The sequence below is a fragment of the Streptococcus raffinosi genome (genome assembly GCF_030284685.1).
In the GTDB taxonomy this organism is placed as follows: Bacteria; Bacillota; Bacilli; order Lactobacillales; family Streptococcaceae; genus Streptococcus; species Streptococcus raffinosi.
The window spans coordinates 55,568-68,580 of the sequence record NZ_JASUZV010000003.1; the positions used below are offsets into that span (position 1 = coordinate 55,568).

Consider the following 13,013-nt stretch of genomic DNA (forward strand, 5'->3'; position numbering starts at 1 on the left):
TCCTTTATTATGAATAGTGGTAATAGATTTAAAATTGTCAAAAGAATAGTATAGTAACTACTATTTTTTATGGAGTGAGTTTATAATATCAAGGTAAATGTCAGAAAATTATAGAATTAGTATACTAATTGTGAAATTTTTCCTGACAATATGATGAAAATTAATAGAAATTAATGACTTGATAAGCTAATGAAAAACTGTTTCTTCTTTTTTAAAAAGAATGACAATTGAAATGAAGTTAAAGTAATGTTATAATGATAATGGGAAATGTCTAATTTTAATTTTTAGGAGCAATTTATATGAGTTCGCATACGTATCGTAAGCAGAAACAGACAAGTAAAGGATCCTGGGGAATGGTCAACATTGGGTTGACCATTCTGTATGCTATTTTAGCAGCGATTTTACTTTTCATTATGTTCAACTACAATTTCCTATCTTTTAGGTTTTTGAATATTATCATCGCACTTGCCTTGGTGGTTGTTCTTGCTATTAGTATCTATCTTCAAAAAGCTAAGAAATCACCACTTGTGACAACTGTTATATTGGTTATTTTCACCCTAATTTCTTTGGTTGGTGTATTTGGCTTCAAACAGCTAATTGATATTACTAACCGTATGAATCAGACTGCATCATTCTCAGAAGTTGAGATGAGTGTTGTGGTTCCAAAAGATAGTGACATCAAAGATGTCAGTCAGCTTTCTAGTGTCCAAGCACCTATGAAGGTTGATAAGAATAACATTGAAACCATGATGTCAGCTCTGAAAAATGACAAGAAGGTTGATGTAAAAGTTGACGATGTTGCTTCTTACCAAGAGGCCTATGACAATCTTAAATCTGGAAAATCTAAAGCCATGGTTTTGAGTGGTTCATATGCTAGCCTTTTAGAGTCAGTTGATAGCAATTACGCTTCAAATCTGAAAACAATCTATACCTATAAAATCAAAACGAAAAATAACACGTCTGCAAAACAAGCAGATTCCAAAGTATTCAATATTTATATCAGCGGTATTGATACTTATGGTTCTATTTCAACAGTATCACGTTCTGATGTTAATATCATTATGACCGTCAATATGAATACGCATAAGATTCTTTTGACGACAACACCTCGAGATGCCTATGTTAAAATTCCTGGTGGTGGGGCAAACCAATATGATAAATTGACCCACGCAGGTATCTACGGTGTTGAAACTTCAGAACAAACACTTGAAAATCTTTATGGCATTAATATTGATTATTATGCACGTATCAATTTCACATCATTCCTTAAGTTGATTGACCAATTGGGTGGTGTGACCGTCCATAATGATCAAGCCTTTACTAGCCTTCATGGGAAATTTGACTTCCCAGTTGGTGATATTAAAATGAACTCAGAACAAGCACTTGGCTTTGTTCGTGAGCGTTATAGCTTGGATGGTGGCGATAATGATCGTGGTAAAAACCAAGAAAAGGTTATTTCAGCGATTGTTAACAAATTAGCCTCACTTCATTCAGTATCAAACTTTAATTCAATTGTTAATAATCTTCAAGACTCTGTTCAAACCAACATGTCTTTGGATACTATTAATTCCTTGGCCAATACGCAGCTTGATTCAGGTTCTAAATTTACAGTGACTTCTCAAGCAGTGACAGGTACAGGATCAACGGGACAATTGACTTCATATGCTATGCCAAATTCTAGTCTTTATATGATGAAACTTGATGATTCTAGTGTGGCAAGCGCATCACAAGCTATCAAAAATATGATGGAGGAAAAATAAGTGATTGACGTTCATTCACATATTGTTTTTGATGTTGATGATGGTCCTAAGACTTTAGAGGAAAGTCTAGAACTTATTGGCGAAAGTTACGCCCAGGGAGTGCGTACTATTGTTTCAACGTCTCATCGTCGTAAGGGAATGTTTGAAACCCCAGAGGACAAAATCTTTGCCAACTTTTCTAAAGTAAAAGAAGAAGCAGAGGCTCTTTACCCTGATTTAACAATTTACTATGGTGGTGAACTCTATTACACTTCAGACATTGTTGAGAAGCTTGAAAAGCACCTTATTCCTCATATGCATAATACGCAATTTGCTTTGATTGAATTTAGTGCTAGAACTTCTTGGAAGGAAATTCATAGTGGACTAAGTAATGTTTTGCGAGCAGGGGTAACTCCGATTGTGGCTCACATTGAACGTTATGATGCTCTTGAGGAACATGCTGACCGTGTTCGTGAAATCATCAACATGGGTTGCTATACTCAAGTCAATAGTTCTCACGTCTTAAAACCAAAGCTTTTTGGTGATAAGGAAAAAGTGAGAAAAAAACGAGTCCGTTATTTTTTGGAAAAGAATCTAGTTCACATGGTTGCAAGTGACATGCATAATTTGGGACCAAGACCTCCATTTATGAAGGAAGCCTACGCTATTATTGAGAAAACTTATGGTACTAGACGTGCCCGTAATCTTTTCATCAAAAATCCACAAAGACTACTTGAAAATCAATACATATAGGAGAAACTATGACTCAGGAAAACACGAAACGTGTTGAAATCGATGTACTTGCACTCTTGCAAAAACTCTGGACTAAGAAAGTCTTCATTCTATTTACAGCTTTTTATGTTGCTGTTTTTGCCTTCTTAGGAACTTATTTCTTTATTCAACCAACTTATACGTCATCAACACGTATCTATGTGGTAAATCAAGCTGATGATGGCAAGAATCTTTCTGCACAAGACTTGCAGGCTGGTACGTTTTTGACAAAAGACTATAAAGAAATTATTACGTCTAATGATGTTTTGTCTGAAGTAATTAAAGACGAAAAATTGAATATGACTGAAGCAGACCTTGCTAAAATGATTTCAGTTAACATTCCTACAGATACGCGTCTTATTTCAATTTCTGTTAATGCAAAAACTGGACAAGATGCACAATCCCTAGCCAACAAGGTTCGTGATGTTGCTGCAGAAAAAATCAAAAAAGTGACAAAAGTAGAAGATGTCACAACGCTTGAAGATGCGAAATTGCCAGATTCACCTTCTTCTCCAAACATTAAACGTAATGTTGCTCTTGGAGCAGTGCTCGGAGGTTTCCTTGCAATTGTTGGTGTATTGGTTCGTGAAATCTTGGATGATCGTATTCGTCGTCCGGAAGATATTGAAGACACCTTAGGACTGACACTTCTTGGAATTGTCCCTGATATAGATAAGATTTAAGGAGAAGAAATGCCTCTATTAAAGTTAGTAAATTCTAAAGTAAACTTTGCCAAACAAACCGAAGAATATTACAATGCTATTCGCACAAATATTCAGTTTTCTGGCGCTCAGATGAAAGTTATTGCTGTTAGCTCAGTCGAAGCTGGTGAAGGTAAATCAACAACATCTGTTAACATTGCCATTTCGTTTGCTAGTGTTGGCCTTAGAACACTGCTCATTGATGCAGATACCCGTAATTCAGTTTTGTCTGGAACATTTAAATCAAATGAGCCGTATAAAGGCCTTTCAAATTTCCTTTCTGGGAATGCTACTTTGGAGGAAACCGTTTGTCGAACAGACATTGCAGGTTTGGATGTAATTTCGTCTGGTCCTGTTCCACCAAATCCAACAAGTCTTTTACAAAATGAAAATTTCACACACCTAATGGACGTTGCTCGTAGCCAATATGATTATGTTATTATCGATACACCACCAATTGGTTTAGTTATCGATGCTGTCATTGTTGCTCACCAAGCCGATGCTAGTCTTTTGGTGACAGCTGCAGGTAAAATTAAACGTCGTTTCGTAACAAAGGCAGTAGAACAATTAACACAAAGTGGTTCTCAGTTCTTGGGTGTTGTTCTAAATAAAGTAGATATGACTGTAGATAAATATGGTACATATGGTTCTTACGGGGCATATGGTGACTACGGCAAGAAATCAGAGCAAAAAAGTAGTCATTCAAGGTCGCAACGCCGTAGAAAAGGATAGCATTAATGGGGATAATGTAGCTCCTTAAACATTAGCATATAAAAAAGGGGTTCAGAGTGAAAGAAAAACAAGAAATTCGTCGCATTGAGATTGGTATTATACAACTGGTTGTGGTCCTTTTTGTAGCCTGGGTCACAAGTAAATTGCCTTATACTGAGATTACCAAGGGAAGTGTCGTTCTCTTAGGTATTGTCCATGTAGTAACTTATTATATTAGTAATTACTTCGAAAATTTAAAATATCGTGGTTACTTGGATGAATTTATTGCTACTCTTAAATATTGTCTCATATTTGCTGCAATCGCAACCTTCCTATCCTTTTTTGCAGATGGTAATTTTTCAATTTCACGTCGTGGACTCCTTTATTTTATCCTCATTGCAGGTGCTCTCTTATACCTAACAAACACTGTTCTCAAATATTTCCGATCATCCATCTACACACGTCGTAAGAGTAATAAAAATATTCTCTTAATTTCTGATCAGACTCGTCTTGAAAATGTTCTGACACGTATGAAAGATAATATGGATGGTAGAATTACAGCAGTTTGTGTTTTGGATAATCCTTATTTTACTAATCCATTTATCAAGAGTGTTAAGCCAGGCAACTTGGTTGAATATGCAACCCACTCAGTAGTTGACCAGGTCCTGATTAATCTTCCTAGTGAACAATACAAAATTTGGGATTACGCCTCACCTTTTGAACTTATGGGGATTCCAGTTTCTATCAATCTCAATTCGCTGGAATTTATGAGTCAGGGGGAAAAACGAATCCAACAACTAGGACCTTTTAATGTTGTTACCTTTTCAACACAATTTTATAGTTACGGTGATATATTGGCAAAACGCTGCTTAGATATTTGTGGGGCTCTAGTTGGGTTGCTCCTCTGTGGTATTGTCGGAATCTTTCTTTATCCGATTATCCGTAAGGACGGCGGTCCAGCTATATTCGCCCAAGATCGTGTTGGTGAGAATGGACGTATTTTCAAGTTTTATAAATTCCGTTCAATGAGAGTGGATGCAGAAGAAATCAAGAAGAATCTCATGGCACAAAATCAGATGTCTGGCGGGATGTTTAAAATGGATAATGATCCTCGCATCACTAAAGTTGGTCATTTTATCCGTAAAACGAGCCTTGATGAACTTCCACAATTCTGGAATGTTCTTAAGGGGGATATGAGTTTGGTTGGTACACGTCCGCCGACCTTAGACGAATACGAATCCTACACTCCAGAACAAAAACGTCGATTAAGCTTTAGACCAGGAATCACTGGCCTTTGGCAAGTAAGTGGTCGAAGTGAAATTACAGATTTTGATGAAGTCGTCAAACTTGATGTAGCTTATATGGATGGATGGACTATCTGGCGCGATATCAGAATCTTATTAAAAACAATTAAAGTAGTAGTAATGAAGGATGGAGCAAAGTGATGGCTTTCTCCATTTCTTTTAATGGTGATTAAATGAAAAAAACAGTTTATATCGTTGGTTCTAAGGGAATTCCAGCAAAATATGGTGGTTTTGAGACTTTTGTTGAGAAACTAACAGAGTTCCAGCAAGATAAAGATATCCAGTATTACGTAGCTTGTATGCGTGAAAATTCTGCTAAATCAGGAATTACAGCTGACTCTTTCGGGCATAATGGCGCAAAGTGTTTCAACATTGATGTGCCTAATATTGGTCCTGCTCGTGCCATCGCTTATGACATTGCAGCTCTAAATAAGGCCATTGAAATCGCTAAAGCCAATGATGATCAAGAACCGATTTTCTATGTTTTGGCTTGCCGTATTGGACCATTTATCTCAGGTATCAAGAAGAAAATCAAGGCTATTGGTGGTACCCTAATGGTTAATCCTGATGGTCATGAATGGTTACGTGCAAAATGGAGTCTTCCTGTCCGTAAATACTGGAAGATTTCAGAACAACTTATGGTTAAACATGCTGACCTTTTGATTTGTGATAGTAAAAATATCGAGTCCTACATTCAAAAAGATTATGCAAAGTATCATCCCCAAACAACCTATATTGCTTATGGAACTGATACGACTAAATCTCGATTGACTAAGGTTGATGATAAAGTTCGTACCTGGTATTTTGAAAAAGGGGTTATTGAAAACAACTATTATCTTGTTGTAGGTCGCTTTGTCCCTGAAAACAACTATGAGGCAATGATTCGTGGTTTTATGGCGTCACATTCTGACAAGGATTTTGTGCTCATTACTAACGTTGAAGAAAACAAGTTCTATGACAAGTTGCGTCAGGAAACTGGCTTTGACAAGGACCCTCGTGTGAAGTTTGTTGGAACGGTATACGACCAAGAATTGCTCAAATATATTCGTGAAAATGCCTTTGCTTATTTCCACGGTCATGAAGTCGGAGGGACGAATCCATCACTTCTAGAGGCATTAGAGTCTACCAAACTTAATCTTTTGTTGGATGTTGGCTTTAACCGTGAAGTTGGTGAAGATGGTGCTCTTTATTGGAAAAAAGATCAATTGGCAACTGTTATTGATCAAGCTGAACAATTGGACAATCAAGCTATCGAAGCTCTTAATCAAAAATCTAGTCAACGTATTGCCCAAGCTTTCACATGGGAAAAAATTGTCACAGACTACGAAAAAGTATTTAAAGGATAGAAATGCAGAAAATTTTATATCTCCATGCGGGTGCTGAAATGTATGGTGCTGACAAGGTTTTGTTGGAGCTTATTAAAGGCTTGGATAAAGATGCCTTTGAAGCGCATGTTATTTTACCAAATGATGGTGTTTTAGTGGCTGCTTTAGAAAATGTCGGTGCCAAAGTGAAAGTTATTGACTACCCAATCTTGCGACGTAAATATTTTAATCCTAAAGGTATCATGGAGTACTTTGGCTCTTATAACCGTTATTCTAAACAAATTGCAAAGTATGCCAAAGAGAACGGGATTACCCTGATTCACAACAATACGACGGCGGTGCTTGAAGGCATTTACCTTAAACGTAAGTTGAAACTTCCTTTGATTTGGCATGTGCACGAAATTATTGTCAAACCAAAAGCTATTTCTGACTTCATCAATTTTTTGATGGGACGCTTTGCTGATACGATAGTAACGGTTTCAAATGCCGTGGCGAATCATGTCAAAATGTCTCGTTATGTGAATGATAATCAGGTACAAGTCATCTATAATGGGGTTGATAATGATGTTTTCCATGTAGTGGATGCTTCAGCCATTAGAGAGCGGTTTGGTATTGCTCAAGATGCTCTTGTTATTGGGATGGTTGCCCGTGTCAATGCCTGGAAGGGGCAAGGAGACTTCTTGGAAGCTGTGACTCCAATTTTACAGGCTAATCCAAAAGCCGTTGCCTTTCTTGCAGGTAGTGCTTTTGAGGGAGAAGAGTGGCGCATTGATGAGTTAGAAAAGATTATTGCTGACTCGCCAGTAGCTGGTCAAATCAAGCGTATCGATTATTATAGTAAGACAACAGAGCTCTATAATATGTTTGATATCTTTGTCTTGCCAAGTACCAATCCTGATCCACTTCCAACTGTAGTTTTAGAAGCAATGGCTTGTGGGAAACCCATCGTTGGCTACCGTCATGGTGGCGTTTGTGAAATGGTGCAAGAAGGTGAAAATGGCCTTCTTGCTATTCCAAATCAGCCTTCAGAACTGTCTAAGGCAATTCAAAAATTAGCGGATAATACCGAGAAGCGAGAACAATTTGGCAAGGCATCTGTCAAACGCCAAAAAGAACTCTTTTCATTACAAAGTTATATTCGTAATTTCTCGGAATTATATAAGAAGTACTAATATGAACAGTGAAACACTAAAGAATAAACTAAAACCAATCGTTTATCCAATTATTAATTTTATCCCAAGACGACGACTTAAGAATAAGAATTTCACAATTATTTGTGATAATTGTTGGGCTGGGAAGGTTTATCAGGAGTTGGGACTACCTTATCAAACGCCTTTTGTTGGAATGTTTGTCTTTTCACCTGATTACATCAAAATGCTCAAGAATCTAAAACATTATTTGAGTGGAGATATCCCCTTGAAATTCGTTAAGGAATCGAAATACATCAAAGACTTTGATAATGCCTATCCTCTAGCACTTCTTGATGATATTGAACTTCATTTTTTGCACTATGCAGATGAAGAAGAAGCGACTCAAAAATGGCAACGTCGATTGGCACGCATTCATTGGGATAATATGTATTTCAAATTCAACGATAACGATGCTTGTACTTACGAGCTTATGAAAGAGTTTGAAGAACTTCCTTACAAAAGCAAAGTCATCTTCTCTTCTAAGAATTATAGTGACTTACCTTCCTTGGTTCATTTCAAATCAGCTGAAAAGCAAGGTCATGTCGGTATCGATTTAAAAACTTACCACCACTATTTTAATGCTGTTACTTGGTTGAATAAGGGTGGGGAGGATTTAACTAAATGAAAAAGATAAGACTCATTATTCCGTACTTTGGAAAACTTCCAAAGTTTTTCCCTTATTTTTTGTTGACCGCCAAACGTAATCAAAAGATTGATTTCTTAATTTATACTGATCAAAATATTGACCAATTTGAAATTTTGAACGCTGAGAATATTGAATTTAAGACTCTTTCGTTTGATGATTTAAGAAAAAAAGTTCAGTCTAAATTTGATTTTGAAATTTCTCTCAAAACACCTTATAAATTATGTGACTATAAAGTTGCTTATGGATTTATCTTTGAAGAGGAGTTGAAGGGATATGACTACTGGGGATTTTGTGATACAGATGTCTTACTTGGTGATATTTATCAATTTCTGGAAGAACATAGCTTTTTTGAGAATGACTATTCTCGATATGGCCTTTTAGGTCATCTCCAAATATTTAAAAATTCACAGGAAGTTAATCATATATTTATGTCTGGCCAAGGTTTAAACTATCGACTGGATTTTCACAATATCTTTACAAGTGAGCAAAATTTTATTTTTGATGAGGCAGATGGTATCCAAAAGATTTTTGAAAAAAATAATTTTAAACAACTGCAAGATAAGTTTTTTGATGATATTGATATTAGTCAGTTCTCATTTAGAGAATATGGTGAAAATGAACCTAAACGCTATTATTTTTGGTCAGAGGAAAATGGTTTGGAATCAATAAATTTAATCGATGGTAATATAAAGGTTAATCGTCCTCTATATGCACATTTCCAAAAGAGAGTGATTAAGTGTCCTGAGTTTAGACTAGTAGATTCATTTTATGTTATACCAAATCAATTAGTTATTGGAGAGAAAATTTCTAAGGAAGAGCTTTTAGAAGTAACAAGAAATAAATTCTATTGGGCATATGTTAAATCGACAATATTAAAGAAATTTAAAAAAGAAAAATGGACACTAGAGTTTATTCGTCATAAATTAAGGATGAAGAGTTAATGGATAATATAGATTTGAGCATAATTGTTCCTGTATTTAATGTTGAAGGTTATTTAAAAAGAGCCCTAGATTCCATACTTATGCAATCGTCACCAATTAAGTATGAGATTCTATTAATTGATGATGATTCAACCGACCAGAGTGGTGCGATTTGTGATGAGTATCAAGATAATTATTCAAATATTTTTGTTAGACATATTGAGAATAACGGAGTCTCGGAAGCTAGAAATTTAGGGATTTCTCTCTCGAGGGGTGAATATTTGTACTTTATGGACTCAGATGATTTCTTATCAGATGATTTCTTTGAGAAGATATGTCCTAATCTTAATGGAGAATGGGATGTTCTTTGTTTTGGTTACAATGAAATTAAAGAAACCAATAACACTATTTTGTCTTGCCGTTCTCATTCTTATCAGCACCTAGGACTTCTTAAAAAGGAAGAGTTTAGGAATGACTTCATAAAGCTTTTTAAAACTGATATGATGTATAATGTTTGGTCGAGAATTTATAACAAAGAATTTATTCTAAAAAATAATATTAAGTTTCCTAGTAAACCAATAGGGGAAGATACTTTATTTAATTTCCAAGTTTATCAACAATTAGATAACATTCTTTTTATTGATTCGACTCTCTATAATTATATTGCAGGTAGAAGTGGTTCTGCACTGACGAGTTATCATCCTAGAAGAATTGAATTTCAATTAGATGAACTTCAAGAATTACATAAATTGCTTGAACAGTTCCAATTAGAAGATGCTACATTAATGCAGGATATTAAGACCAAAATTATCATAAGTTCAGTTTTCCAGATTTCTAATTTAAAGTTGAAAAGACAAGAAAAAATAGAATTACTACAGTCCATTATTTCAAATAAAGCTTTTGACAATATTTTTTCAGGGAATGGAGATCAAATCATTGGTCCTTATAATATGTTATTGAGACAGCGAAATATTTCTTCTTTTCTTAGAAGATTGAGTATTGATCTTCTTACCCAAAAAAAGTTTCGGACAGTCATCTTTATTGAAAAAATGAAAATGAATCCAATTTTACGTAAAATTGCTTTTAAATAAATTAGCTATTCTTATAAACGGTAAAAGGGTATTATGTTAAAAATTAAGTTTGAGAACCTTTTGGTTATTTTGGTCTTATCGGTAATTGTAGGGTACGATGTTATTATGACTTCGGTTCTAAATAAAACTCTCCCTCAATTACCAACTATTCTCTTGATTGGTGTTGCATTGGTGTTGTCACTAAGATTTTTATTTATTAAAAATTTTAGTATATCATTTATTGTTTCAGGAATTCTTTTAATCGTAACAAGTTTATGTGTCTTTTTACAAACTGGTGCTACCAATTTTCTTCTTTACTCATTATTGATTTTACTACTTTATGATGTTGATGTAGATGTTATTTTAAAAACTTACGTGTTTATTGCTGGTTCAATTGTCATAGGTATATTCTTACTTTCAATAATTGGTCTTCTACCAAATTTACAATTTGCCCAAGTTAGATCTTCTGGTTTAGTTATAAGAAATTCATTTGGCTTCATTTATCCTACAGATTTTGCCTCACACTGTTTTTATTTGTTTATTGCTTGGGGATATTTACTTAGAGAAAAGTATATTTGGCTTAGGGTGGCAGTTGGAGTAGCTTTATCAGCCTTTATTATCAAATTTTGTGATGCTAGATTGAATTCTATGTCTATTTTGATAGCTGTAATTATTTTTTTAGTAATGTACTATACTAAAGAAAAGAAATTTAAAGTTTATTACATACTACCCTATTCTGCGGCAATTTTTTCATCATTGATGTTTTATTTGTCTTCTCATTTTTCTTTTTCTTCCCCATTTTTTGTTAAGTTGAACGATTTCTTCAGTATGAGACTTTTTTTGGGTAAAAATGCCCTTGATACATACAAGTTACACCTTTTTGGAACTAATAATGTAAAATTTATTGGTTATGGTGGTACTACAGAGTCAGTACTCAGTTATAATTATGTTGATTCCTCTTATATTCAAATGTTATTCTACTATGGAATTGTTCCTGTAGTCTTACTTGTATTAGTTTATGTTTTATCATCCAGGAGATTTTACAAAGAAGGTAAAATGTTATTTCTATCATTACTTTCTTTAATAACTATTAATTGTATGATAGAAGCGTTTTGGATTAGACCAGGATACAACATCTTCATGTTTACATTATTCGCAAGTTTAATTTCGATAAAAGAAATAAATGACGAGGAAAATAAAATAGAGATACTATAAATGAAAGTTTTAAAGAATTACGCCTATAATCTCTCTTATCAATTATTGGTCATTGTGTTACCAATTATTACGACACCTTATGTAACTAGGATTTTTAGTTCGAAAGATTTAGGTACCTATGGTTACTTTAACTCTATTGTGACCTACTTTATTCTCTTAGCGACCTTAGGAGTTGCTAACTACGGGACCAAGGAAATTTCTAGTAATCGTAAGGACATTCGAAAAAATTTCTGGGGTATCTATACCCTCCAATTGATTGCCACCTTTTTGTCTCTTCTTTTGTATACGCTCTTGTGTTTATTTTTGCCAGCAATGCAAAATATGGTGGCTTATATCCTTGGGCTTAGTTTAGTATCTAAAGGAATGGATATTTCTTGGTTGTTCCAAGGTTTGGAGGATTTTCGTCGTATTACGGCAAGAAACACAACGGTTAAACTCTTAGGAGTTATTTCCATTTTCTTATTTGTAAAAACTTCCGGTGATTTATACCTCTATGTGTTTCTACTAACCTTTTTTGAATTACTAGGTCAATTAAGCATGTGGTTCCCGGCAAGACCATATATTGGTGAGCCTCAATTTGATTTGTCGTTTGCTAAGAAGCATCTTAAGCCAGTTATTTTACTGTTCTTACCTCAGATTGCTATTTCACTTTATGTGACTTTGGACCGCACTATGTTGGGGGCCTTGTCATCTACTAATGATGTGGGGATTTATGATCAGGCTTTGAAAATTATTAATATTTTGTTGACTTTGGTGACTTCATTGGGAAGTGTAATGCTTCCAAGGGTATCTGGTCTGTTATCTAGTGGAGACTATAAGGCTGTTAACAAGATGCATGAATTTTCTTTCTTGATTTATAATCTAGTCATTTTTCCAATTATTGCTGGTCTCTTGGTTGTCAATAAAGACTTTGTTAGTTTTTTCCTAGGAAAGGACTTCCAAGCAGCCAATATTGCCATTGCTATCATGGTCTTTAGGATGTTCTTCATTGGTTGGACAAATATCATGGGAATTCAGATTTTAATTCCGCATAATAAGCATCGTGAATTCATGCTTTCTACCACTATTCCAGCATTTGTTAGTGTGGTACTTAACCTTTTATTGATTCCACCATTTGGTTTTATTGGGGCTTCTATTGTTTCCGTTCTTACAGAAGCTTTGGTTTGGGTGATTCAGCTTAATTTTGCAAGAAAATTTATGAAAGATGTTTCTATCCTTCCTGCTATGTCTAAAATTATCATTGCATCAGTTGTGATGTATCTTGGACTTTTTGTCTTCAGAACCTTTGTTCAATTTAAACCTATGCTAAACGTAGCAGTAGATGGTTTTGTTGGAGCCATCATTTATTTAATTTTGATTGTTGTTTTACGTGTCCTTGATGTGAGAGACTTGAAGGAACAGTTAATGAAAAACTAAGGAGT

The 13,013-nt window shown here is 34.7% G+C and carries 12 protein-coding genes; all 12 read left to right on the forward strand.

Features of this window, described 5'->3' with window-relative positions; all coding sequences use genetic code 11:
* Positions 1-299 precede the first annotated feature (299 nt).
* The 12 genes from cpsA to QRD39_RS02910 are packed head-to-tail and all read left to right on the forward strand — an operon-like array spanning position 300 to position 13,008.
* On the forward strand, positions 300-1,760 hold the full coding sequence (cpsA, locus tag QRD39_RS02855; RefSeq protein ID WP_285955590.1) for an LCP family glycopolymer transferase CpsA: 1,461 nt from the start codon (positions 300-302) through the stop codon (positions 1,758-1,760).
* The gene (gene cps4B, locus QRD39_RS02860; RefSeq protein ID WP_285955591.1) at positions 1,761-2,492 is read left to right on the forward strand and encodes a capsular polysaccharide biosynthesis protein Cps4B; all 732 of its coding nucleotides are present in this window, start codon (positions 1,761-1,763) and stop codon (positions 2,490-2,492) included.
* Positions 2,493-2,500: 8 nt separating this feature from the next.
* A complete protein-coding gene (locus tag QRD39_RS02865; protein WP_285955592.1) occupies positions 2,501-3,193 on the forward strand; it encodes a capsular polysaccharide biosynthesis protein in 693 nt (230 codons plus the stop codon).
* Between the two features lie 9 nt (positions 3,194-3,202).
* Positions 3,203-3,943, forward strand: coding sequence for a tyrosine-protein kinase (locus QRD39_RS02870; RefSeq protein WP_285955593.1), 741 nt, complete (start codon positions 3,203-3,205; stop codon positions 3,941-3,943).
* Between the two features lie 56 nt (positions 3,944-3,999).
* Positions 4,000-5,367, forward strand: a complete 1,368-nt coding sequence (locus QRD39_RS02875; RefSeq protein ID WP_285955594.1) for a sugar transferase — start codon at positions 4,000-4,002, stop codon at positions 5,365-5,367.
* A 32-nt stretch (positions 5,368-5,399) separates the two neighbouring features.
* Positions 5,400-6,572, forward strand: coding sequence for a beta 1-4 rhamnosyltransferase Cps2T (gene cps2T / locus QRD39_RS02880; protein WP_285955595.1), 1,173 nt, complete (start codon positions 5,400-5,402; stop codon positions 6,570-6,572).
* Positions 6,573-6,574: 2 nt separating this feature from the next.
* A complete protein-coding gene (locus QRD39_RS02885; protein ID WP_060934237.1) occupies positions 6,575-7,723 on the forward strand; it encodes a glycosyltransferase family 4 protein in 1,149 nt (382 codons plus the stop codon).
* A gap of 1 nt (position 7,724) precedes the next feature.
* Positions 7,725-8,366, forward strand: coding sequence for a DUF1919 domain-containing protein (locus QRD39_RS02890; RefSeq protein ID WP_002888643.1), 642 nt, complete (start codon positions 7,725-7,727; stop codon positions 8,364-8,366).
* Positions 8,363-9,328 (forward strand): DUF6625 family protein, encoded by a 966-nt coding sequence (locus tag QRD39_RS02895; protein ID WP_285955596.1) that lies wholly within the window; start codon positions 8,363-8,365, stop codon positions 9,326-9,328. Before QRD39_RS02890 ends, QRD39_RS02895 begins: the two co-directional genes overlap by 4 nt.
* Complete coding sequence (locus QRD39_RS02900) at positions 9,328-10,398, forward strand: glycosyltransferase (protein WP_285955597.1); 1,071 nt, start codon at positions 9,328-9,330, stop codon at positions 10,396-10,398. The genes QRD39_RS02895 and QRD39_RS02900 overlap by 1 nt, the downstream gene beginning before the upstream one ends.
* Positions 10,399-10,431: 33 nt before the next feature.
* Positions 10,432-11,592, forward strand: a complete 1,161-nt coding sequence (locus QRD39_RS02905; RefSeq protein ID WP_021151916.1) for a polymerase for repeating unit of receptor polysaccharide — start codon at positions 10,432-10,434, stop codon at positions 11,590-11,592.
* A complete protein-coding gene (locus QRD39_RS02910; protein ID WP_285955598.1) occupies positions 11,593-13,008 on the forward strand; it encodes a flippase in 1,416 nt (471 codons plus the stop codon).
* Positions 13,009-13,013: the final 5 nt, after the last annotated feature.